We start from the raw sequence: 24,826 nt of genomic DNA on the forward strand, positions 1-24,826 counted from the left end.
GAGCTTGGCAGATGGGATCGGCGCCGAACAGTTGCGTCTGCATCTCTTTTCTTCCCTTCCTGAGCACATGGTGCCCGCGGCGTACGTGCGGCTGGAGTCGTTTCCGCTGACACTCAGCGGGAAGCTGGACCGGCGGGCGCTCCCTGCGCCGGAACAGGATGCCTATGCCACGCGCGGCTACGAGCCGCCGCGGGGGGAGATCGAAGAGAAGCTGGCGGCGGTGTGGGCCGAGGTATTGAAGCTGGACAGGGTGGGCCGGCACGATAACTTTTTCGAACTGGGAGGCCATTCATTGCTGGCGACGCAACTAATAAATAAGATTCAAACGACATTCAAAGTAGAACTTTCGCTCCGCACATTGCTTGAGACTGCCACAGTGGCTAGACTTGCCGAGCAAATCGACAACTCAATAGGCGTAAGACAAATCGAGGTTTTATTGCCGATCAGGACGAAAGGCACTTTGAAACCTATATTTTTCGTGCATCCAGGAGGCGGACTCAGTCAATGTTACATAGGATTTCTGAAACATCTCGACAGAGAACGCCCAATTTACGGCTTACAGTCACGCAACTTCACAGCCTCATCGTTGTCTGTTCAAACGATAGAGGAGATGGCTGTTGATTATTATGATGAAATCCGCAAGGTTCAACCGACTGGGCCCTATCATTTGGCAGGCTGGTCAATTGGGGGGCAGATTGCTTTTGCTATTGCCAACGTAATTCAGCGCCTCGGCGATGACGTGGCACTCCTTTCGGTTTTTGATTCCATTCCATTTCCTTCACGCGAAGCTGAAAATACCGATCCTTACGCATCCCAGACTTTGCTGGACTTTGCATATGACTTTTTTGGCCAAGACCTAAGAAGTCAATGTCCAACCCTTCAGGCTCTTTGTGACCGACTGCGTCAAGACAATCGATTGCCACACTCTATCAACGAAAACCATTTTCCAGTACTGCTCCAGAACATAAGAGATGCCTCAACTCAAGGACAAACGTTTGTGCCGATGAAATATCCCGGGGACCTTTTGATCTTCATTGCGACGGAAAAAAAAGAGATCGACGTCTCATATTTTTTAAAGGAATGGCAACCTTATGTTGGTGGAGCGATTCGTTATCATCTCATTGCGTGCAGCCATGGTGAGATGATGAATCCGATACCGCTAGCTGAGATCGCAAGTCTTCTGGAAATCGAATTAAAGAACCTTCGAGCTGAATGCGGGGAGTATGACCCAGTACCCTAAGACTCTATCAGCGAGAAGTTGGGAGATTTTCTTCGGTCGTGGGGAGCAAAGTAAAGCACGGCTTTGATAACAACTGGGGGATATGTAAATTTTTTCTGGACGGAAGAACATCCGTTTAAGATTTGGACGTCAATGGAATCGATCTTTTTTACCCACGATGATGACTTTGTTAGGCAATTCAGCCAAGGCCTTGAAGGCGACATCTCTATATGTCCCGTGGCTACGGACGGGGCTGGCCGAGCTGGAGTCCGCACTGTCGAAGGAAGGGCGCGGCGCGTGGTTGACGCCATTCGTAAAATACAACCTACCGGCCCATACTGCGTTGCAGGTCTTGGGGCAAATGGTGTAATCGCTTTTGAAGTCGCTACCCAATTGCTCGGACACGATCAACAGATTGCTTTTTTGGGGTTAATTGACTCGGTTTACGATCCTAAGACGCTTCGGGAGGTGAGGGAACACAGTCGATCAACCGGCGATACCAACAACGAATCACTCGAGCAAGCGGTCGCGTCCTATGATGCTGAGTATATCCCGTCTAGCGCCCATATCTTTGCGAGTGACGGGCATTGCAGCACCGATGAATGCTTAGGTTGGAGCTCGATATTGCCTAGGGACCAGATACTTGTCAGTTCGGTTCCAGCATTTTCTTCCGAATGCAAAGACTCTTCAATGAAGGTATTGTGCCGTCTGTTTTCTCAAGTAGTGTGTCATGCAATTCAGCGTTCGCAGAATAGTGCCGAGAGAGAGTATTCGACACTCAAACCCCTGCAAATTGGAATGGATCATTCGATTCCATTGATCTGCATTCCAGGAGCTGGAGCCAGTGTCACGAGTTTTATTGAACTAACGATGTGCTTTGCACAAGCTGCATCGGTCTACGGACTCGATCCTCGAGGAATTGACGGGGAGTTGGTGCCGCATGCATCGGTTCAGGCAGCGGCTGCCTGCTATACCACATCTATTATTAGAAACCTCGGAAGAACCCCACTGAGATTAATTGGGCATTCCTTTGGAGGTTGGGTCTCATTCGAGATGGCTCAGAGACTTGAGAGCTATGGGCGTGAGATTGCTTCGTTGACCATCCTAGACAGTAGCTCTCCCGACGACTGTTCACTTCGCGAGTACTTTACCGCCGATGTGATAATGGAGTGCGTGGAAGCATTCGAACTTCTCCTGGACCGAAAATTAGGGGTGAAACGTAGTGTGCTTGACGGATTGACTGCGGAGGAACAGCGGGAGCTCCTTCACCAGTGCTTAGTGAACCAGAGGCTTTTTCCACGCCGTTCCACTGCTAGTGATTTACGAGGTTCAATAAGAGTGCTAGGTACTGCTCTTCGCAGCTCATATCAGCCGACCAAATCATATGAAGGACCGGTGAATCTTATTCTCGTAGATAATCCAAAATTAAGTGGTCACCTAAACGGAAGTGAACACCAGAAACTTGTTGAGCGATGGAGACGCTGGGCACCAAACCTCAAATACTTTCATGCTCCAGGCAATCACATGAGTGTTCTGAAGCCTCCTCACGTTGAGGCGCTCGCCAGAATTCTCGCAAGAGGGGAGTAAAGTGCGCGCCGGTCCGTCGTGCGAATGGCCTCAATTTCCGTCACCGGTCTTTTGTGTCTGTTGATTGTTTCCGCTGCATGGGCGTTTTGGGTACCGATCTTGGCTTGCTTGACAACGGCCCATGAACTTTCCTTGAAGTCGACAGGTGAGCGCATCATTCTATTGTCGACTATCGAGGTAAGATGCCTTCATCCACCGAGCTTCTATAAGGCACACTGGATCTCCTCATGCTTGAGAAGCTGACTGCGGGGCTAATGCATGGATGGGGATTGCCCACCGAATACAGCACGTGTTAAAGGATGTGTTGCAGATCGGAATAGGGATCTCTGTATCTGGCCCTGCACCGACTCGAATACAAAGGATGAATCAGGCCCGATTGGGCAATTCGGAGAACAATTGACAGGCAAAGTTTATTCCCTGAGTCGCGCAGTGCCAAAGCAACTTGAGACGGAACTGGAAGATTGGGATCGACTTTCAGTGGCTATTGCGCTGGGAGTTCCGGCGGACTCCCGAGTCACCGTCATGATCTGCGAATGGATGAGCCGGTTGCGATTCCTTCTACGTCGGATTTGCTCGCACCCAGGAGCAGGAGTAAGCTGGACCAGCAGTTTCAATTTCATCTTGAGCAGGCAGTGCCAGTGAAGAGTGGCGGTGGCATGTCCCCAGAGGAAGCAAGACGGCAGTCCCTCAACGAATGCGGCGGCGTTGAACAGACGCGCGAACGCGGCCGCGAGCAGGAACCCGGCTGGTGGACGGGCACATTGCCTCAGGACATGCGCTACGCACTGCGCGGTTTCTGGCGCAACCCCGCATTCGCCATCCCCGTCATCATCACGTTGGCGCTTGGCATTGGCGCCACGACAGCGGTCTTCAGCGTAGTTGACCGCATCCTTTTCCGAGAACTTCCCTATGCGCACGCCGAACACATTGTCTCGGTTGGTCTGGTGCAATCGCTGGGACAGGAAGAATTCATGTCGGGTGGATTTTACTTCGACTGGTTCGACAATCAGCGGCCCTTTGAAGCCATCTCCTCTCTGGGAGACATGCTTCATGCCTGCGATCTGGTTGAAGACAATCCACAGCAGCTCAATTGCATTCCGGCACAGGCCGGATTCCTGCCCTTGCTGGGAATTTCGCCCGTGATAGGACGCAATTTCTCGCCGGACGAGGACCGTCCCAACGGACCGAGGGTGGCGCTTATCTCCTACGGAGTATGGCTGGACCATTACAACCACGATCCCCATATTCTGAATCGACTGATCAATCTCGACGGCAAGCCGACTCGCATAATTGGGGTACTGCCCAAAGGCTTTGAGCTGCCCACGGTCGAGACTCCCGACGTGCTGCTGCCGATGAAGCTGGACCGTGCGGACCAAAACAATGTCAATGGCGGCTTTGGCCAACCCATGCGGACCTTTGCACGGCTCAAGTCCGGGGTGAGTATCCCGCAGGCAAAGGCCGAGATGGAGCCGCTCTTTCTGCACACTCTTCAAACATTTGTTCCGCCTCCGCTTCGTACCGGTATTCACTTGAGCATTCGTTCGCTGCGCGACCGCGAAACGCAGGGCGTGCAACTAGCAGCGTGGGTTCTGTTGTGCGCGGTCCTGGCGGTGCTCCTGATTACCTGCGCCAATGTGGCCGGCTTGATGATGGCGCGCAGCACGGCTCGGGAACGCGAGAAGGCGATCCGGTCGGCTCTGGGAGCGAGCAGGGGGCAGCTCATCCGTCAGTCGCTAACGGAAGCGCTTCTGCTGTCTCTTGCGGGTGCGGCGGCAGGGTTGGCGTTGGCCGAAGGGCTGCTGCGGGGCTTCATTGCGATTGCTCCTGCGAGTATTCCGTTCCTTGGCAAAGCGAGCCTTGACCTTCGTGTCGCGCTGTTCACTGTCGCGATTTCCCTTCTTTGCGGAGCATTCTTCGGCGTCGCGCCCGCTCTCGAAAGACCCCGATCCATTGCACTGGAGGCGCGCGCCGGCAACTTCGGTAGGCACGCCATTCTGCGGCGCGGCCTTGTAGCCGGGCAGATTGCTTGCAGCATGATTCTTCTCTCGGGGGCAGGGCTGCTGGTGCGCAGCTTTCAAAACATCGAGGAACAGAATCTCGGGCTCCGAACAAAGGGAGTGGTGACGGCTCAAATCGCTCTCCCGCAGTTCCGCTATAACACGGGACAGGAGCAGATGGATTTCTATCTTCGGGCAGAAGCCGCTCTTCGCCGCATGCCTGGCATCCGCGCCGTCACAATTACCGATTCCGTGCCTCCCGGAGGTTGGCAGAGCGGCTTTCGTTTGTCTGATTTGGCGACCGAAGATAACCCTCATCCAACTCCTGGAGAGGGTGGAACTGTAGTGAGCCGATCGGTTACGCCGGACTATTTTCGGGCGCTCGACATTCCCGTCGTTCGAGGCCGCGGGTTCTCCGAAGAGGATCGCACTTCCACGCAGTCTCTCGTGATCCTCAGCCGATTGATGGCAACCCGGCTTTTCCCTGGCCGCGATCCTGTCGGAAAATCGGTTCGAATGATAGCGATAGACCCAATTAATGGCCCTCGCTTCACGGTGGTTGGCGTAGTAGATGATGTTAAGAATAGTGGACTCACCGAACAGAACAAACCGGAAATCTATCTTCTGCGTCGTAATGTCGCGGACGATTGGAGCGGGCGCGCGCCAATAATAGTGATCGATTCCGTTCTACCGGCGGACACTGTGATGCCATGGGTGCGGTCGCAAATGGCTTCCCTGGACCCCACAGTGCCAGTCGAGATCAAAACACTCAATTGGACCATCAGCAGCCTAGCAAGCCGCCCCCGCTTCGAGACCGCGTTGCTCGGCTTCTTCGCCTTCATCGGCCTAGTCATCGCCGTCGTCGGGCTCTATGGCGTCATTGCCTTCCTTGCCACACAGCGCACAAAGGAGATCGGCATCCGCATGGCGCTTGGAGCCAGTCGTCTCGATATTCTACGTCTGATCCTGCGCGAAGGTGTCCTCCTTGTCGCATTGGGTGGCGCGGTGGGGCTTGTTGCCGCCTTCGCCCTCTCGCGTCTGCTCAAGAGCCTTCTCTACGGCGTCAGCCCGCACGATCCCCTCAGCTTCGTCACCGTCACGTTCCTGCTAGCGTTGGTGGCTCTCGCTGCGACGTTGATTCCCGCGCGCACTGCAATGAAGGTTGAACCAGTGAAGGCACTGCGATATGAATAGTTAGTTGCGCCGTGCCGATCTGGCACCCGGCTACCATCAACGAAACTAACCCGTTTACACAACGTGTAAACGACCCATTGGAGGCTGGTATCGTGCTCGAGCTACAGAGCCTTTTCAAGACCTATCGCGGCATTCCCGCCATCCAGGATGTGAGCTTCAAGGTCGCGCCCGGCGAGATCGTGGGCTTTCTTGGTCCCAACGGCGCGGGCAAGTCGACCACTGTCAAAATCATCACCGGTTTTCTCAGACCTAATGACGGCAGAGTGCTCTTTGAAGGCCAAGATGTCCGAAAGAATATGGTTACATTCCGCAGCACTCTCGGATATGTCCCAGAAGAGGCCTTTCTATACAGCTACATGTCGGGCCTGGAATACCTGCAGCTAGTTGGCAGACTCCGCGGTCTCAGCGAGGCGCTCATTGAAGCCAAGTCGACACAGCTACTAAGACTTCTAAATCTGGAGTCCTGGCAATTCTCGCCGGTCTCTTCCTACTCGAAAGGAATGCGACAGCGTGTGCTGATTGCCGCCGCCTTGCTGCACGATCCGAAATTGCTCATTTTCGACGAACCACTCTCGGGACTCGATGTCGTATCTGCGCGGCTGTTCAAGGATCTCCTGGAGCTATTAGCGGCGGAAGGGAAGGCTATTCTCTACATCTCACATGTGATGGAGATTGTGGAGCAGGTATGTAACCGCGTCGTTGTAATCGTAAAAGGCAGGATCGTCGCCGACGCTCGGCCAGACGATCTTGCAGGTTTGATGAGGCTTCCCAATCTGGAAAAGGTCTTCGCGCAACTGGTCGAGCAACAGGATACGAGGACCGTTGCGCAGCAGATCGTAGAGGTGATGCGGATCAACCATGCGTGAGTCCTTTCAGCGCTTCTTTATGATGTCGGAGCCGGAAGTGCTTACCCTGGAGGCTCAGGCGGAGCGTGGCCCAGAACAAGAGCCCGAGCGAAGCCAGTTCTCGCATCTGGTTCGCCACTTTTTGGCGCGGTTCTTTAATCACGAAACGGCATCTCCCGAGGGCGACGCTAAAACACGGATGGTTCTGATAGCAGTTGCAACCGGGCTCCCAGGGTTCGTCGTGGCGCTGTATCTATGGCCTGTCTATCATCCCTTCATCGATTCTCTCCAGGAACATGGCCCCATATTAGGACCACCGTATTGGTTGCGGGTGAATCACCATTTCTTCTTTGTGGTCTATTCATTTGTGGCGATGGGGATCGTCACAGTGTTTGAGTGGGACATGTTCTTCCCAGATTTATTGGATCTCTACGTATTGACGACATTGCCTATCCCGGCTCGTAGGCTCTTCCTCGCGAGAATTGCGGCCATTGCCATTCTCATGGCTGGCTTCCTTTTTGATGCCAATGTTTTCGCACCGCTGGTTCTTCCCGCGGCCATTGATCCGCCCAACCTGTTACGCTTTCTAGCTGGTCATCTTCTGGCCGTGGCAGGCAGCGGGTTGTTCGCAGCGGTCCTTCTTCTGGCTCTGCAGGGCATGCTTCTTTCCGTCCTCGGCGAACGGGTATTCCGTAAGTTTTCTCTTGTCCTGCAGGGTCTCTCGATAACCGCCCTGTTGATGCTCCTACTCCTGTTCCCAGTTATATCCGGAACGGTTCCAGTGCTGCTTCAGTCAGGAAGCGCCTTCGCTCGATTCTTTCCCCCATTCTGGTTCTTGGGCGTCTACCAGCGCCTCATGGAGGGACCCTCCGCATTGCCTATCTACACGCAGCTGGCGCAGACAGGATGCCTCGCTCTGCTTGTGGTTACCGGACTGGCCGCGCTCGCCTATCCGATTGCCTACCTGCGCAGAGTACGCCAACTGGTCATCGGGCCTGGCACGCACTCCGCGCCAAGCTGGGTTGCTCGACCACTGCAGGCGCTGATCAATGCCATTCTGGTCCGGCGTACGGTTCGTCGGGCAGTTTTTCACTTCATTAGCGAAACCCTGATGCGCGTCCAGCGCTATCGTATCTATCTTGTTCTCTACGGAGGGGTCGGCCTTTCGGTCGTTATCGCCGCCATTTTTCGTCTTGCGGTTGTACATGGGCAGATTCGGGCGGAAGTCTCATCTGACGGCATTCGCGCTGCGGTCGGGATTGTAGCTTTCTGGACGATTGCTGGACTGCGGATGGCGTTTGTCTCTCCCGGCAATCGGCAGGGAAGTTGGGTGTTTCACAGCGTCCACGGTAGGCCGGCACCGTTTCAGACAGCGATAGATCAGCTGCTGGCCGCAAAAACCTGGGCATTTCTTTGGGGGCTCATCATTAGCTTGGGAAGCTACATGGCACTTCGCGTGATTGCTCCTCCAGAACTTTGCACCGTACGAGCAACGGCAAGCCAGTTGCTCGTCACTGCCGGGATGTCCGTATTGCTAACCGATATCTTCTTTTTGAACGTAAAGTTCGTGGCGTTCACCGGTGAGCGGACAAGGGAACAACCCAACTTCGCCTTCACAATTATCAAGTACATCGCATTCGTTCCTGCGGTGGCGTGGCTCACGCTGATCTCTGAACCTTGGATTGAGACCAAGACGGAACACTTCATTGTTGCTGCAATCGCGATCGCCACAGCGCATCTCGTACTTCGCCGCCAACATCGTGCCATCATCCGAGAACACTGCAATATGCCCGGCCTCGAAGACGATGAAGAGGAGTTTCCAATGAAACTCGGGCTCCGAAATTGAAATGATTCATTGATGAAACGGCGGCCAATGATCCAAAGCCATATCAACTCATTTGGACCTTGAAGCTTCGCGCACGACCGCAGGATCGTTGCACCAATTCGTACCGCTTGCGTCTGTAGATGCTGGTCGCCAGCATCGTAACTGGAAACGGCTTTTGGGGAAATACACATGGGCACTCGACATCAGATATCGCTGAAGGTTTGTTTTTCGGATCCACTTTTAGACGGGATGAATATTCTCAATGAAGTGGTGCTTGATTTCCCTGAAGCGATCTCGTTTGCTCCAGGGCGCCCAATGGAGCGGTTCTTCGACCTCGACAGAAGCCTGGAGGGTCTCGGTGCATTTGTAGCAAAGGAATCAATGCAAAATGGCAAGACAGAAGATCATGTAAAAAGGGTGCTTGGCCAGTACGGAAGGACCAATGGTTTTATCGCCAAGCAAATATCGGAACTACTTAGGCAGGACGAAGATATCAGCGCTCCCCATGAGTCGATAGTCATTACGGTTGGCGCGCAAGAAGCAATGGCCATTTTGATGCTGGGCCTATTTGAACCCGGCAAAGATATACTTCTCACGAGCAATCCTACCTACATTGGCATTACTGGACTCGCTCGAATCCTCGGGATCAAAGTTGTAGGTGTAACATCCGATGAATCTGGTATTGTCCCACTGAGCCTCGTGGAAGCCATTCAAGTTGCCTCCGAGGCTGGAAGGGTCAGGGCATTATATGATATTCCTGATTTCAACAATCCTTTAGGCTCCTATCTTCCCTTAGAGCGTCGCAAAGAGATATTAGAGATTTGTAAACGAAACGAAGTCTTTCTAATTGAAGACAATCCTTACGGAATGTTTCTGTATGAAGGGAAAAAGCTACCGACTCTGAAATCTTTGGATAGCCATGGCACCGTAATTTATATCGGGAGCTTCTCCAAGACAATATTTCCCAGCCTCAGGGTAGGTTTTCTAGTCGCGGATCAGATTGTCTCTAATGAAAATCATTTTCTGGCGCAGGAACTATCGAAGATCAAGAGTCTCCTCACCGTCAATACCTCCGGACTTTCCCAGGCAATCGTAGCCGGAATTTTAATCGAAGAGCGAGGCTCGTTGAAATCATTGATCCAACCTCAGTTGGAGCAACTTCGCAGGAACAGAGATGCGCTTCTTTCGAGTCTTTCAATTGCATTCGAGGACTTGGTTCCGACGGTCTCATGGAACCGTCCTGTAGGAGGTTTTTTCCTTACACTTACAATCCCGTTTACTTTTGGGATCGAAGAGATGTATTTCGTTGCTAAGAAGTATGGAGTTATAGCGTGCCCAATGAGCCTTTTCACTATTGGTAGTGGCTGCGAGACTCAGATTCGTCTTGCTTTCAGTTATCTCGATCCTTCACAGATTGAAAATGGTGTGCGCGCTCTGGCTTCTTACGTTCGTGACCGATTGCCGATAATTGCTCGGAGATGAAACGTAAGCCCCTGCAGGGTAATGAGTTCTTTGCGATAGCGATTATGAGACAGCACTTTCGTTCTCTTATTTGGCAAGTGCCTTTGTTCCTTAAATCGGATCTATGGAGGGTCGAAGCACATTTTTCTGAAAGGGAATTGATGTGCATTCCGTTCGGCCTGGAGTTGAAGGGAAGCCTGAACCCGCAGGCGCTGGACCGACTCGTGGCGCGGCTCGAGGTGCTGCGCACCTGCTTCGTGCTGGCGTGCTGGTGGACGGGGAGCCTGTGCAGCAGATCGGGCCCGCCGGGCAGAGCCATTTTGAACTGATCGAATCAACGTACTTAAGCCGAGCAGAGAATCCTTATGCAGAAATGTCTCGTTCGCGAGGATTGATGAACGCGCGGGCAGAGCCGGACACGCTAGTCGGCCCACTCGAACCTTCTCTATGTCTCTGCGTACTCCATCCCGACCTTATGCGGGACGGCTGGCCCTTATACTCGGGATGATTCACGACGAAGTCGGCTTGAAAATAAACTAAGATAAAGGCAAACAACACAGCTGTGGAAACGCTGGGCTCCTAACATGGTCACAGTTCAAAGTTTTGGGAACCTTAAAGCGCCTCACGTCAAGTTGATCGCTCACGTGCTTCGCAATGAGCGGAAAAGAGATACGAATATTAGAAGTTCGCAACACGTCGAAAATAGAGATTGTGTTTTTTAACGAGGCGGACGCAACTTTATGTTACGCTTGAGCGACTCGAAAGCGAATGTCTCCCTGTTTACGAAGAAATTGTTGGCTATAGAACGGGATCCATCCTCGCGACTCTGAGGTTTAGAGCTAATGAGTTGTATCCGAAGTCGCATAGAGCACGGCGTCTCAGGTTGAAACTACTGATAGAGTTGCATGAACCGTTCGAACACGACCTACCTAGAGACCATGGACACATCTTTAGACTCACTTTGCGTCCCGGACGAATGTCAGAATCAGGCACCATTATTTAATTCACGTCCCATCATCTGTGGCATCGGAACGGCAACCTCACCGTTTTCTTATTCACAAGGCGAGTTGCTGGAATTTTTTAGGGTAAAGGATCGACGAGTTCGTTCACTTTTCCTTAATAGTGCCATCGAACGTCGTTACCTTACGCTTCCCCCCGTTGATGGCGACGGGTGTCCACTCCTTGAAACCCAAGGAGAACTGCTAAACAAACATCGCAACTGCTCTCTTGAGCTAGGAGCGCGCGCAATTCGCACATGTCTTGAAAACGCAAGAGTGTCGGTTGCAGACATATCTTATCTATGCTGTACAACCACGACCGGGTTTCTGACCCCAGGATTGACAGCGTTTTTTTGTAGGGACCTCAAACTTCGGGAGGATTGTGTCAGGCTGGATGTTGTAGGTATGGGCTGCAATGCCGGGTTAAACGCACTCAGTGCAACCGCGGCGTGGGCGCATGCCAATCCAGGAAAGCTAGCGGTCATGCTTTGTGTTGAAACCTGTTCCGCTGCCTACGTGTTCGATGGCACCATGAGGACAGCAGTGGTCAACAGCTTGTTTGGTGACGGAGCTGCAGCCGTGGCAGTGACTACAAAACGCGAAATGGGATCGACTGGTCCGGAAATTCAAAAATTTAGTAGTCTAATTATTACTGAGGCAATTGAAGCAATGCGCTTCGATTGGGACGATTCACATGGAAAGTTTAGCTTTTTTTTGGATCCCGACATTCCTTATGTGATCGGCGCCAACGTCGAGAAAACGATAACTACGTTGTTACGTGGCACGGGCATTCGCCAATCCGAGATCGCACATTGGGTTGTTCATTCAGGCGGGAAGAAAGTGATAGACGCCCTTAGGGTCAATTTGGGACTATCTGCTTATGACCTTCGTCATACTACCGGAGTTCTTAGAGATTATGGCAACCTGTCTAGTGGATCATTTCTTTTTTCATATCAGCGTTTGATTGACGAAGATAAAGTGACAAGCGGCGACTACGGAATCATGATATCGATGGGGCCCGGCTCTACGATCGAGTCTGCGTTGATAAAGTGGTAAACACCGCCAAACGAATAAGAAGGATTGATTATGCTCCCAACCTTCCTTGACGATGAAGACGGCACTATTGTTAAGGTTCAGATTCATGGGTACACGCAAATATCCACTGAGTTGATCAGTCAAATCACCGACACTCTTGATCGAGCAGAGGATGTCGGATCGACTAGAATCATCGTTGTTCAGGTTACTGGAGCGGCGGAGTCATCCTCTATTGATGATTGGCCCGGCCAAATTAGTACTGGCTTGGTCAACAAATGGGAACGTCTGTTACGCCGAGCTGAGCGCGCTTCTCCTATTCTGATTGTAGTCGCACAACAGGTCTGTTCTCCGCTGGCACTGGAATTGCTCCTCGTTGCTGATTGTCGCCTTTGCACAGACGACTTCGTCGTAGAAAAGAAGTTTTCTAATGGAAGTATCTGGCCGAGCATGGCTACATACCGGCTTTCGCGTCAGATTGGAGAAACTCGCGCTCGAAAGCTTCTCATGGACGAATCGAACATCGGTGCTTTCAAAGCCCAGGAGATGGATCTTATCGACAAGGTTTTCGAGGCATCGACAGATATGTCAGCGCATTTGGCACATTTTCTAGAGCGAGCCCCCTTGAATGACTTTGCGGTACGCCGAAGACTGATGCAAGACAGTCTATCGACCACCTACGAAGAGGCTCTAGGCGCACACTTGGCAGCATGCGACCGTGCGCTTCGACGAGCCCAGACTAAAAACAATGTATCGAATGATACTCAAAATGCGCCGCAGACGGCCCATATAGAACCACCGCCCGGCTTCTGAGAATTTTTGCCCGGAGTATCCCATTGCCTTTATCTTCTTTTGAGACAGAGTTGGACGTTTGGGCTCAGTCGAGTCCTCTTCTCCGAGGTTCCGTCGAAGTAGACCGACAATCACTTGCTCGCTTCATGATGGGCGGAGATTCGTTGCTTGGACTTCTGCCACCAAAACCGGGTCGTTCCAACGAACAGTCGACCTGCGCCGCGAGAATTCATTCGTTCTGCCGATTGGTGAGACGTGAATTCATGGAACTTCATACAGACTGGCTCTACAGGCAAATTACTAATGAGCTCACAACCTTCAAAAGCTTGCATGAAGTTGCCTTCAAGGCCGCCGAACTGTGTCCCGGTCTAGTTCCGACACAACAGCAGTTAAACTTGGAGCGCACTCGAACCCAGGCCAACAAAGAAGGCTATGAGATCGATCAGGGTCTTTTGTTCCATTATCTATTGCGGTCGCCGGAGGTCGGAAATCATCTTGTCGAATCTGCTCTGCGCCCGACGCCACGAGCTCAAGAATTGATTGCTCAATTTATTCGCGATGGCTACTTCGATCTTGGAACGGTCCTTCTTGAGAGGAAAGGATATGCCGCACATCTTACGATCAACAACCCTCACTGTCTCAATGCAGAAGACGATCGCCTAGTCGATGATATGGAGACTGCTGTGGATCTAGCGCTAATGGATCATGACGTCCGCGTTGCCGTCTTGCGCGGAGGCGTTATGACTCATCCACGATATGCGGGTCAAAGAATCTTCAGTGCAGGAATCAATTTAAAGGCTCTCAACGCCGGGCAGATATCATTCGTGGACTTCTTATTACGTCGTGAACTGGGGTTAATCAATAAGATTTTTCGTGGGTTACTGGCCGAGGGCGACGAAGATCTTCTAACTCATTGCAAATCTTCGAGAATTGTCGGAAAGCCCTGGCTGGCGGCCGTGGACGGGTTCGCTATCGGGGGCGGCGCTCAGTTATTGCTAGTTTTCGACCGTGTCATTGCAACCACGAATAGCTATTTTAGTCTCCCTGCCGCTCAGGAGGGAATAATTCCGGGTTTCGCAAACCTTAGACTCCACAGGGTGGTCGGAAGCCGAAAGGCCCGACAGATGGTTCTGTTCGGTAGTAAAGTGTCGGCGTGTGATCCGGACGCAAAATTGTTGGTCGACGACGTAGTCGAGCCGTCACTCATGGACGAAACGATCGATCAAAGAGTAAAGCAGCTTGGCAGCCCAGCGGTCTTCGCGAATCGATATATGTTGAATCTGGCCGAAGAATCACCGGAAGCTTTCCTGAGATATGCCTCTGAATTTTCGCTCATGCAGGCTGAGCGTCTTTATAGTCCAGATGTATTAGAAAAAGTTTGGAGCTGAGACTTACGTGGAAAAGAGTATGTCCAGCCGCCATCGTGAACCGAAGGATATTGATGAACGCGGTAGAACGCCTCGCCGCAATCGTGAATCAAGTGTGTCGGCAATCGACTCCACTCCCTGATATTGTTTAATCAAGTTTTATACACACTAAATGTAATCTACGCGACAAATTCGATATGATACCCGACTCACAAATACGAGTGAGATATGAAAAGCTTCGTCATGTGGCTTACGTTACCTTAAATCGCCCTCATGTCTTGAATGCGATGGATTCAAGAATGCACGAGGAATTGAAAGAAATATGGGACGATTTTGAACGAGATGAAGATCTATGGGTAGCGGTTTTAACCGGTGCCGGGGAACGTGCGTTTTCGGTAGGGCAGGATCTCAAGGAACTCGTTGAGCGCACCCAGGGGGGAGCGGAGCCCACCACCTTCGGGAGTCGCGGCGGATCAGGGTGGCCGAGACTAACGGAACGATATAGCCTCAGCAAGCCAATCGTTGCGAAGGTAAATGGGTATGCTTTTGGAGGAGGTTTCGAACTAGCGCTCGCTTGCGATATCATCATAGCAACTGAACAAGCCTCTTTCGCTCTTCCAGAAGCCAAGCTTGGCTTAATTCCTGGTGCCGGTGGCGTATTCCGACTCACTCGGCAGATTCCTTTTAAGATTGCGATGGGACATTTACTGACTGGACGCAGAATTAGTGCGCACCGCGCATATGAACTTGGATTGATCAATGAAGTTGTACCTTCTGCAGATCTCGAGGTCTGCGTTGCCAGGTGGGTCGAGGACATAGTTCGATGCTCTCCGCTCTCTGTGAGAGCGCTGAAGCAGGTAGCTCTAGAGTCTGCGCACCTGTCGATAGAGGAAGCTTTCAAAACACACTATGACGTCGAGGATACTCGTCGCAGAGGCGAAGACTGTATTGAAGGTCCGTTGGCTTTTGTGCAGAAGCGTCTCCCAAAATGGAAAGCACGATAGAGCTGGGCCGCTAAATTAAGCGGTCCACGCGTAATTGGAGTGGATGATTGGGCATGGAAGAAGGGCCACCGATACGGGACGATTCTGTGCGATCTGGAAGCAGGTAGCGTAGTGGACTTGCTTCCAGACCGCGAAGTCGGAACACTGGCAACATGGCATCCGGGAACGGAGATCGTCGGCCGGGACCGGGCCAGCGCCTATGCCAAAACGCCATGAAGAGCGCACAGTCCAGCGATGGATACGAGCAGGCGCGTTCCTAAGCGTGCCGGAGCTTGAGACCAGTTGGCGTCAGTCGAGCGAATGGATCAGCGACGTCATCTCATGATCTGCAATTTCTTCTTGTGTCAGCTCTTGCTCCGCCAAGTATGGATAATCAGTAATGGGAGGTCGCATTGTGTGGAGTTTGTACTTTCTGAAACCTCCGTTTCAGGTAATTCGTTGTTTCCCTGCTCTTTGGTTATGAGTGAGAGTCTAAACGTAGTTTCAACGAGTTACAAGGTCCGATCGGGAGCCTTATGTAGCTGTAAGTTATTGAAAGTAGGATGAGGGATTTTTTACGTCGGGTTCAAACCGGGTTGAAAACCCAACAACCCTTTGTTTCCAACCCGGCGAGAACCACTTAGACGATACCTTGACGCTACCTAAACAGGACTTTATACTGCATGTAGAGGTGACCTAAAATGTTGTCAACCCCTACGTTCGTGAGTGCCGATCCCGCCCTCTTCAATCCACAGACAGGACGACTTGATGCCTCCCGTATCGCGAGTGAAATTCAACTGCCCGTCTCAACGATTGCTGAGGCCATCGGCAAGAAAGCCCCGAGCGTTCGCAAACATCCCGATGCAAGCAGCCTCCAGCCGGAGCTGCGCCGCGTTTACCGGATCTGGGTGGCAATCGTGGAACTTTATGCCGGGAATAAGAAAAGCGCACGCATCTTTCTGAGCGCCCCCAATCGGCATCTTGAAAACCAAGCTCCTGTCGAATTCATCGAGAATGGCAACCTCAAACCCCTCGAAGCACTCGTCGAAGCTATGACCACAAGGCAGCCAGCCTAGCGAGAGCAGATTGCATTCTTCTGACCGACTCCTCCGCGCTTTAGAGAACGCCCCGGTTCAGCCGTTTTCGGGATTCGTCTATCGGATCATCGCAGAGCGGCACCGGGACTCTCCGCTGTCTGCGATTGGCTCCGTCCGGTCTGGCGGTCGCTACAACGCTCCCAACTCCTTCCCGGTACTCTACTGCGCAGATAGCCAGATGACCGCCTTGCTGGAGGTCGAAGCCCTCTTCACCACTGCGGACGGGCAGTTGAAAGGCGCTCCGCGAGACCCCGATCTCGTTCTCTCTCTTCGGTGTGAACTCGCTCGCGTGCTAGACCTGACAGACGAGAGCTTCTTAAGAGAGCTAGGCACGACTAGCGACGAACTTGTCAATCTCACACCGTCGCGTTTCATTCTGAATGCGCGTGGTGAGGAGACTCCGACGCAAACCCTCGGATCGGCCTGTTCCTTTTGCGGGAGTATTTCCGCAGTGAAGGTTCCCAGCGCCGCCAATAACGACGGCTATTGCCTCAACATCCTTCCAGACTCTTTGCTGGTTGGCGAGCATGTGACAATCTTGGACGATAGCGACCGGATCAAAGCCAAGATAGACGGTGTGATTCCGGTTCCAGGCAAGTTTGGTGGCCTCACAGTTTGACTCTTTCCCAAACGCACCGATCACCCCTACTTGAAAGGTTTATGTGGCCGGCGAACGAGAGCAACGAGAAGCATTGGACGAGCTGCAACGTCAATTTCGCGCGCGGGTCGAAGCGCTCGACTTGGACTCCCCCGGATACGTCCAAGCGTTCCAGCAGATGTCGGACGATTGGCGGACGATCAGCGAGAAGATCGCTGCAGCCTACCCCCTTGACGTGCCGAACGCCGAGTGCCACCACGCGATGCTGAAAGGCATCGCCTTCGAAAATCAAGCGTGGAAGCCATCATCATCTGGCGGCTTTCCCACAAAGGGAGACCGTGTTGATTTCTTCCGTTTTGGGTCGGAAGCAGCGTCGCTTTGGACCCAGCAGGACGACGACTATACCGTGCTTCTGGTCGAAGTAGATCGCACGAACGTCCCCTCAAATCTCTGGCGAACGCTTGGCAGCAGCATATCCGTTTCCATCGGGCTGTCGTCCATGCAGGAGGACTCCCAAGAGATCAACTATGCGTGGATATACCGGTTTGATCAGAACACCCCGGTCACAGAGCAGGCACGGTTGGACGGGGACGATCCGCTGATTCTGACGAATCGGCTGATCTTCAGGCTCGAACGCTGGTTTGAACAAGCACGCATCCTTGAGCTGCTGCTGCGGGATGAGAAGTTTTTCGTAGCTGCCCAGCAACTTTGCGACTCCTTCCGAAGCCACTGGTTCTGCCTTGAATGCGCCTTGCAGCCCGCGACTTACCGCAGACACGAACACGCGGAGCCTGATGCCTGGAGCATGGTTTCCCAGATTCCGAGGATGGAGAATGCCATCGTGCAGGCGACCCGCGCGGTTGAGGGATTGATCGGCAAACCGGGACAAAACCAAACCCGAACACGGGATCGCTGGCAGCGGGAGATCCCGCTGGCACCGGACGACATCTTCGAACTCGCCGGGAAAAGTTACTTCGATTTCTACTACGACCTGTTTCAGGTACGAAACGACTCCGCCCACGGCTTCGGAGCCTTTTCCGCGAGACTGACGCGCCTCGACGCCGTAGCTGCCCAGACGTTCGCGCACGCTGTCGTGAAGTCACGGTTTGATCGCGATGTCTGCACAAACGAAGAAGCGCAACGCCGCCTCTCCTTCAATGCGGCCCTCATGACCAACATCAGGGACAGCGATTATGAAGGAATGAGCACACCACTCACCGCGCGTAGAGAGCGCGACTAACACTCAGCGTCCCATACTGCCCATCGCGCTTGTTCGGCCGGACGCACCTGAGCGTTGACAGCGGGTAGACGGCCCTGACCAGTTATAACGACGAGATCCAGGGCGATCACGGACAAAACAGTTTTGGTGAGGATGTCGATTTTCATACTGCGAGTATACTTTCGCCTTACCACCTAATCCTGAAATCAGGGAGAGCAAATGTCCACAATTCCGAGCATTACGGGCACTGACCTGAGCATCGCTTCTCTAACCGACCTAAACGCCTATGCGTTGGGCTTCTGCGTCACTTCAGGAGGCGGCTTTGCCGGCACAAGCCCTTGTGCCTATACGGTCTCGAATGGAGGTATCACCGGATTCGATGCGACTAGATGGCTTGATTCCGCTTCTGGTCCCTCAGCGTCTACGCCTCAAATCGCATACATGCCAGTCGGAGGCGGAAAGGTTGGAAGGCTTTTTTCGGCGTGGGCTGAGGGAACAGATCTATGGATCGCGGAACTCCAACTTGCAAAAGATGCTACGTCTGGCAATATCTCAATCACAGGGGTCGTTGGTAATAATCGGAAGTCACTCGTTGGGATCACCGTCGCCTCCTCTCCGGCGATAGCTGTGGTGGGTCACTACGTGGTTGCTGCTTATCAACTCACCAACGATCATCTTGATATGGCTGTGAGCAATGATCTCGTCAGCAGTCCCACCGAGTTTACGTTTACTCCGGTTGGCGGCATCATCGGTACGACTGGCGCTCCAGAAATGGCCAGCGCTCCTCCTGCCTTGGCGGCGAACGGAGGCGCACTCTACATGGCTTGGAAGGGCTTTGACAGTGCGGCCGATAAGGCCATCAATGACATAAGTGTTGGTCAATACACATTGGGTTCGAGCACTCCCGTTTACAAAACCTCCATGGCTGGGCTGTCAGCTACTGGCCCCGCAATTACCTATGCATCAGGAGAACCGTATCTAGCCTATTGCCAAGCCGGTGACCAACATTTATGCACTTGGCCCGCGTCAGATTGGAACAAAGTCAGTTCGACTTATCTTGCTGATACAACTGCGAACCCGCCGAGTGTGTGCGGGTCAATTGATGGAACACAACTTGTCTTGGCATGGCGAGGTCAGGATACTCAGCAAACTGCTAATGTTTCCTTCGAACACTTGTGATCGCCGATTGTGAGCGCATGTACTTGAAGAAGACGCCAAGGCCGAAGCGCTGGAATACTTGATCTGAGACAATTTGCTTTATGCACAACGGCGTTGACTGGAAAGCCGCTCCCAAGACCGCACAATGGTGGGCCGTTGACGGTAATGGGAAGGCCCGTTGGTTCAAGTCCCCGAACGTCGCTCCTTTCACGGATTTTTGGTATACGGATAGCGAGCCTGCGCCCACCTTTGGATACGAGGGAGACTGGCGCGAGAGCTTGACCCGGAAACCGTAGAGAAAGCACCCATGGCCATCGACAATCCTTTTGACGCAGTAGAGAAGCAATACCCGGACGGCTCGGACGTACCCTTTGCGGAACTGACCCTTGGATCGGCTACCGTTGCTTTGGGATTTCCTGTCACGAGTCCGCTTGCCATCCTGTTTGGGTTTCTCGACAGCTTCAACACCTCAGCACGTCTGGATCGCGGGATGGCGTTTATTCGGGTGCTGACTGATCATTTCAAAGGTCTGGAATCTTCGATAAAGAACATGCAGACCGACGTGAAGGAGGTGCAGGCTGCCCTTCGGGTGGCCCTCCACAACGATCTCGATGAAATGAATGACAAAAAGCGAGATCGTTACATTACAGTTGCCACATCTGCCGTGTCGCTACAAACCAAGGTGACTGACTTGGTTAGCTTCATTCGCGACGTTGAGCAACTCGGGGAACGCGACATCATTGGTCTCAAGGTTCTAAACCGGGTCATGAACAAATCCGACGACTGGCCCATCGCGCCCACCAACGTCGCTACAACTCAGAAGCCGAAACTGCACCCGAACACTTTCATCCAGCGTGCCCAGGAATTCTCCGTTCAGATGGCAATCGCCTTGACGAACACACATAACCTGACGCCCAACGACCAGTTCAGTCGCGAGGAAGGCCTTCAAATTTGCTTGCGTCTTCAGGGGTTCGGATTGGCCCAAGAGATAGCCACAAGCCCGCGAGAGGTGCCGATCTCAAACTACGCCGCACGCCTCACAAGCCGGGGCCTGATGCTGCTCAAGTTGCTTGGCGAAGACGTGCCGAACTGGGATAGGTATTTCGGCCCCAACGGACCTCTTTAGAGGCCCGATGGCACGCCTCGGTTTGCTCCGTAAGTGTAACAACGATGATAATTGCATCGATCATGTTTTCTCTGAACCGCACTTGTTGGGATAAAGCTAATTGCCACGGAGAGTGAGACGGCATGGGCGACGACAGCAACTCGTTAGAACCCGGCGACGAAAAAGCATTGGCGCCACATGCTGCTGCCACCGTAACGCCCACCGGCGATGCCGCAGAAACGCCTGAAACAAAAACCATAAGAATTGCTGGCTTGACTCTTAAGATGCCGAGCGGCTCTGTGATTTTGAGGAGAGTCGTTTGGAGCGTAATCGTAGCCGCGTCTGGCGCTCTAGGAACTGCCCTCTTTTCCATAGTCTGGCAACATTTCGTTCCTCAGACAATCGACTACGAAGTCGATGTGCGACAGGATGCGCAGACAGGAACACCAATGCAGGATGTTGATGTGGATCTTGGGATTAACGGTGCCCCTTTGCAGAAGACAAACTACTTCGGGAAAGCAGTTTTTAGCAATCTTGGGTCTCATTTCAGCCACAAACACGGTCCCATCAAGCTCCATAAGGAGGGCTTCAAAAGCCTGACTCCAATCGACTCATCGCTGGAGAACAACACAAGCCCGGTAGTTGTGGTGATGGTGGCCGACGCGACGCCTTCTCCTACTGTCAAGCCGCTCAATAAAACAAGCGCGCCCGAATCGCCCAAAGACCTCAACGCTATCCCACCGTCGTCATCCCCCCAGACTCTAGTGAAAACATATTCCTCTGGACCTCAAATAAGTGGGGTTGGAGCTGACAACAGCCCTTGGTATACCCTCTGTTCCGATCCTGTTGCCTCATACCACGTCGTTGATAGCAACTTAGTCTTAACTGGCGATCGAGTCTGCAACCAGTGGTCCGAGTGCATGAAGGATGCGGAAAAGTCGTCGTCTACTGTATCTTGCTGGAAATTCCGGATGCAAGGACATAGTGAAGCGCTACGACTTTTCGGGCCTTCAGGGTCTGCACAGGCTTACAGTACGGGAGTGCTGACTGTCACCTTGGTCAAGGATTGAACAACTTTCCTCAAGGGAATAAATATGCCAGCAGAAAACCTTAGCTCCTTCGGTTTACTACTGGCTAATCAACAACTCTGAAGGCGCACATGAGCATTCAAATACACTCCTACGGCAAATCAAAACTGCACATCATCATTGACGCAGAGCCAGCTAATCCCATCAGCCGAATAATTGAGTGCGCCTTAGCTGGAACATTCGTGGGCGGTGTGCTGGTAGTCCTAATCGCGTTCCTTCATCACTGATCGAGCAGGGGGAGGGGATGCGGATTTCCTCCTTTTGTGCTGAATTCAGCCAAGGCCACGCCGACGCGTTTCAGGAATCCGGGTGTAGCTAGGAGACGGGTTGCTGCCGTAGCCGCCCCGAGAGTTGCTTCCCAGCAGACGCTTATTCTCTGGATGAATAAGCGACCCTCTGGCATTTATTGGACTCCTTGAACTAATTGATTCTACGTTGCCCATATCGCAACCGAATCCACGGTTGATTGAGGTGCCAATGCAGATCAAAGTCAGGCTCGATTCCCAGCCCATCCAGAGGTGGGCAAGACTCTTCTCAAAACAGACGCTACTCCGTGCCGCGCGCGTGATGGGGCCGACTCTGGTCGCCCTCACATTCGCCGGCGTTGCTCATGCCCAAGGAACGATGGATTTCTCTGGGGCACAAACCTTGATGGGCACCTTCAACGGGCGCTTCGCTTATGTGTCGGTCTCGCGCGCATCGCAAGACGCCCAAATATTTACGAATAGTCAAGCCAATCTGGCTGAAGCTATCAGTCGGGATGTGTCGAAAACTTCTGCTCTGGATATGACGCGCGGTGCTAACCCAACGGCATCAGCGACAGCTGTGCAAATTTCACAGACCCAGCATCGCGGATCCTCTGGCCTTGGGCTAGCTATCGAAAGGTAGGCCACCGTGGAAGGACAATCCATTTACCATTTCATCGCTTTTTGAATACCCCTCGCAAAAAGCGAATCGCGACTCCCCCAACGTCGGCTCTCTCGGATCTCGGGCCATCAGTCAAGTCGGATGGAGGAAACGTGACAACGCAGGTTCGCCTGAACACCCTCTGAAGTAGCTCTGACTGCGAGAACGCATAAGTAGCAAGCGCTAGCTTTTCGAAGGGCGTGCCAATGATAATCATGAGCGAATGAGCAAGCAACCCTCCAGTTTCGCTTGCTAGTGCAGCCATCGCACGAACATCCGTAGAACTTGGTACGGGAAGTGATTCGGGATGTGTATGCCACATGCCTATATACCGTATAGAACCCAGCGATGAGCCACTCCGTTTCTCGTGGAGTTCACGAGTCCCTTTCACTCCGCACACAAACTCGGTAGAGGTGAGAATGCTGTCAGTCGGCGGCCCACTGAATTCATCAACCCACATGATTCCCAACGACTCGTCTCGCTCTCCTAATAGGATGCCCCCGGTTTCGACATGTTCTCCGAACCTCGAAGAACTGCGATCAATATGCTTCTCCATCTCTGACCACGCCATTCGTCCTATGCGTATCTCGAAGCCGCTAGCGGGATCATCGCTCCGTAATCTACCTTCGATATGGAGCCGTACTTCAGCAAGTGCTTTAACGTCAACTTCCGATGGATAGTAAAAGCGCGCTTCTGCCTCGGACGGATGGATCGCCCCGAGTATTTCTGGGACGGCGTTCAGCATAAGATGCGAGAGCGATGCGACATCTGAGTAGGACCCGACGAATGTTGGTTCAGAACATCCAGGTTCCGGTTGAAATGGACGTGGAGGTGTTTGTGGGAAAAAATCTTCTAAGAATGTTCGTCCTTGCTGGTGATTGAGAAGGCCGAGCTTAGCTGATCGGCTTGCATCGAATGGTCCACCTGAATGTCCGGCGCCGGTGACCAACAACATTGCTCTACGGGCGCGTGGCCCAAGAACCATCGATGCAATTGGCACACGTTGGAAATTCTTCTTCCGCGCAAATTCGAGCTTTGCTAAAACGGCCCGAGAAGCGGTGGCATCGAAAACAATGTCTGCGCCGTCGCTCCAGTCCTCTCGATCAAGGACTGCTCGTCTCACATCCACTACATTCGCCTCGATCACTAGGTCTGGACGAATCCTCTGTAATCTTTCCTTGAGCGCATTGACCTTGTAAAGTCCGACATCAAGATCGTCGTAAGGCTGACGGATCAGCACGCCAGGCTTGACGCTTGCATTGTCATAGATCAGTAGACGAGCTACACCGGCCCTTACGACACTCTCTGCAATCTGCGCACCAATTGCGCCACATCCCCAGACTGCCACGGTCTTGCCATGGAACCAGCTTGCGACCGTGTCTTTGTCCCGACGAACAATGATTTCTGGCCGATCTTCAAGGAGTGGGCACCAGTGGATTGATCGCTGCTCAAGAACCTTAAAGTAAGCTTCCTCGTAATCTGAACGAAGACTGCGTAGTTCTTCCGAATCGCTAGTCTTGGGCATCGCGAGACGTAGAGCGTTGGCTGTCTCGGCGTCGATCCACCATGAGGTTAGGTGCTGTTTGGGTTCTTCTGCACCTCGGACGCCGCGCATTGGAGCACCGATGATAAGAAAGAGCGGCATGTCTTTTTCGCATTGAATCAGCGCGCAACGCAAAAGAAGGATGAGCATATTTCGGCTCACTCCTCGCTTCTGAAGTTCACCAATCAATTCTCCGATCTTCGAAGGAAATTGGTGACTCAACGGTTTATTCAAGAGGACTGCCGCAGCAGCTGGTTCCTCGGGCCAATCTTCGTCTAAAATGCTTTTCCAGCCTGTTAGATCAACGCGGCGCTTTGATACGTTCTCAATCGAGGCAAACCCGAACCAGATTTCGCCCATGGTGAGAGGCGCGTTTGCCTTCGGGATTATGGTGGGGAGATCGTTCCTCTTCGACGCTGGAGTTGTCGGCGGATGCATCGGCACGCCTATGGGATCGAGTTGAGCAGCAGCCGCACTCCTTAGGAAAAGATCGACCCTCTCCATGAAACCAAATATCCCGTCTGACGGATTCCATTCCGTTTCCGGGGCTTGGTATAGGCAAAGATAGTATCCCCAGTAGACATGGGGGTAACCGAGAAAACGGCTGTGCGAGACCAACAGCCGCGGCGCCTCGAAGGGGAAGTCGCGCCCCACCAATACGTGAAATCGTTCGCGGGGTCGCAGCGGCATCCCGTCCGGAACAGACGGGATGCCGCTGCAATCGATGCTGATCTGGAAAGCGAGGGCACCGTCGTCAGTCTCCTCGAATTCCAACAACTCGAGAGGAGTCCCTGCAGTTGCAGCCATCGCCC

The 24,826-nt window shown here is 52.8% G+C and carries 19 protein-coding genes and 1 pseudogene; 19 read left to right on the forward strand and 1 reads right to left on the reverse strand.

Annotated features, from left to right (window positions below; all coding sequences use genetic code 11):
• From GSQ82_RS18490 to GSQ82_RS25180, 19 genes and pseudogenes are all read left to right on the forward strand, one after another.
• The coding region (locus GSQ82_RS18490; RefSeq protein WP_254061766.1) for a thioesterase domain-containing protein at window positions 1-1,240 on the forward strand (1,240 nt) is incomplete at its 5' end.
• A 132-nt stretch (window positions 1,241-1,372) separates the two neighbouring features.
• Complete coding sequence (locus tag GSQ82_RS18495) at window positions 1,373-2,806, forward strand: alpha/beta fold hydrolase (RefSeq protein WP_158793792.1); 1,434 nt, start codon at window positions 1,373-1,375, stop codon at window positions 2,804-2,806.
• 638 nt (window positions 2,807-3,444) lie between these two features.
• The gene (locus tag GSQ82_RS18500; protein ID WP_254061767.1) at window positions 3,445-5,997 is read left to right on the forward strand and encodes an ABC transporter permease; all 2,553 of its coding nucleotides are present in this window, start codon (window positions 3,445-3,447) and stop codon (window positions 5,995-5,997) included.
• Window positions 5,998-6,089: 92 nt separating this feature from the next.
• On the forward strand, window positions 6,090-6,863 hold the full coding sequence (locus GSQ82_RS18505) for an ABC transporter ATP-binding protein (RefSeq protein WP_158793794.1): 774 nt from the start codon (window positions 6,090-6,092) through the stop codon (window positions 6,861-6,863).
• The gene (locus GSQ82_RS18510; protein ID WP_158793795.1) at window positions 6,856-8,688 is read left to right on the forward strand and encodes a hypothetical protein; all 1,833 of its coding nucleotides are present in this window, start codon (window positions 6,856-6,858) and stop codon (window positions 8,686-8,688) included. The genes GSQ82_RS18505 and GSQ82_RS18510 overlap by 8 nt, the downstream gene beginning before the upstream one ends.
• 168 nt (window positions 8,689-8,856) lie before the next feature.
• A complete protein-coding gene (locus tag GSQ82_RS18515) occupies window positions 8,857-10,149 on the forward strand; it encodes a PLP-dependent aminotransferase family protein (protein WP_158793796.1) in 1,293 nt (430 codons plus the stop codon).
• Window positions 10,146-10,457, forward strand: coding sequence for a hypothetical protein (locus GSQ82_RS18520; RefSeq protein WP_158793797.1), 312 nt, complete (start codon window positions 10,146-10,148; stop codon window positions 10,455-10,457). The genes GSQ82_RS18515 and GSQ82_RS18520 overlap by 4 nt, the downstream gene beginning before the upstream one ends.
• A gap of 609 nt (window positions 10,458-11,066) precedes the next feature.
• Window positions 11,067-12,182, forward strand: coding sequence for a 3,5-dihydroxyphenylacetyl-CoA synthase DpgA (dpgA, locus tag GSQ82_RS18525; protein ID WP_158794207.1), 1,116 nt, complete (start codon window positions 11,067-11,069; stop codon window positions 12,180-12,182).
• Window positions 12,183-12,212: 30 nt separating this feature from the next.
• The gene (gene dpgB, locus GSQ82_RS18530; protein ID WP_158793798.1) at window positions 12,213-12,971 is read left to right on the forward strand and encodes an enoyl-CoA-hydratase DpgB; all 759 of its coding nucleotides are present in this window, start codon (window positions 12,213-12,215) and stop codon (window positions 12,969-12,971) included.
• A gap of 128 nt (window positions 12,972-13,099) precedes the next feature.
• On the forward strand, window positions 13,100-14,338 hold the full coding sequence (gene dpgC / locus GSQ82_RS18535) for a (3,5-dihydroxyphenyl)acetyl-CoA 1,2-dioxygenase DpgC (protein ID WP_371417248.1): 1,239 nt from the start codon (window positions 13,100-13,102) through the stop codon (window positions 14,336-14,338).
• A gap of 176 nt (window positions 14,339-14,514) precedes the next feature.
• Window positions 14,515-15,321 carry an enoyl-CoA-hydratase DpgD gene (gene dpgD / locus GSQ82_RS18540; protein WP_158793799.1) on the forward strand — a complete coding sequence of 269 codons (807 nt, stop codon included), beginning with the start codon at window positions 14,515-14,517 and terminating at the stop codon, window positions 15,319-15,321.
• A gap of 30 nt (window positions 15,322-15,351) precedes the next feature.
• Window positions 15,352-15,528, forward strand: a pseudogene (locus GSQ82_RS18545) (transposase); the annotation flags it as partial.
• Between the two features lie 473 nt (window positions 15,529-16,001).
• Entirely contained in the window at window positions 16,002-16,376 is a 375-nt protein-coding gene (locus GSQ82_RS18550; RefSeq protein WP_158793800.1) for a hypothetical protein, read from the forward strand.
• A 10-nt stretch (window positions 16,377-16,386) separates the two neighbouring features.
• Window positions 16,387-17,016 carry an RES family NAD+ phosphorylase gene (locus tag GSQ82_RS18555; RefSeq protein ID WP_158793801.1) on the forward strand — a complete coding sequence of 210 codons (630 nt, stop codon included), beginning with the start codon at window positions 16,387-16,389 and terminating at the stop codon, window positions 17,014-17,016.
• 73 nt (window positions 17,017-17,089) lie between these two features.
• Window positions 17,090-18,235: a hypothetical protein gene (locus GSQ82_RS18560; protein WP_158793802.1), complete on the forward strand. Its 1,146-nt coding sequence runs from the start codon at window positions 17,090-17,092 to the stop codon at window positions 18,233-18,235.
• Window positions 18,236-18,433: 198 nt separating this feature from the next.
• Complete coding sequence (locus GSQ82_RS18565) at window positions 18,434-19,393, forward strand: hypothetical protein (RefSeq protein WP_158793803.1); 960 nt, start codon at window positions 18,434-18,436, stop codon at window positions 19,391-19,393.
• A 286-nt stretch (window positions 19,394-19,679) separates the two neighbouring features.
• Window positions 19,680-20,498, forward strand: a complete 819-nt coding sequence (locus tag GSQ82_RS18570; protein WP_158793804.1) for a hypothetical protein — start codon at window positions 19,680-19,682, stop codon at window positions 20,496-20,498.
• Between the two features lie 122 nt (window positions 20,499-20,620).
• The gene (locus GSQ82_RS18575) at window positions 20,621-21,547 is read left to right on the forward strand and encodes a hypothetical protein (protein WP_158793805.1); all 927 of its coding nucleotides are present in this window, start codon (window positions 20,621-20,623) and stop codon (window positions 21,545-21,547) included.
• 495 nt (window positions 21,548-22,042) lie between these two features.
• Entirely contained in the window at window positions 22,043-22,453 is a 411-nt protein-coding gene (locus GSQ82_RS25180; RefSeq protein WP_254061769.1) for a hypothetical protein, read from the forward strand.
• Between the two features lie 31 nt (window positions 22,454-22,484).
• Here GSQ82_RS25180 and GSQ82_RS18585 read toward each other — a convergent pair whose 3' ends face one another.
• A complete protein-coding gene (locus GSQ82_RS18585; protein WP_158793806.1) occupies window positions 22,485-24,821 on the reverse strand; it encodes a ThiF family adenylyltransferase in 2,337 nt (778 codons plus the stop codon).
• Window positions 24,822-24,826 lie beyond the last annotated feature (5 nt).

The sequence above is a fragment of the Granulicella sp. L60 genome, from assembly GCF_009765825.1.
GTDB lineage: Bacteria > Acidobacteriota > Terriglobia > Terriglobales > Acidobacteriaceae > Edaphobacter.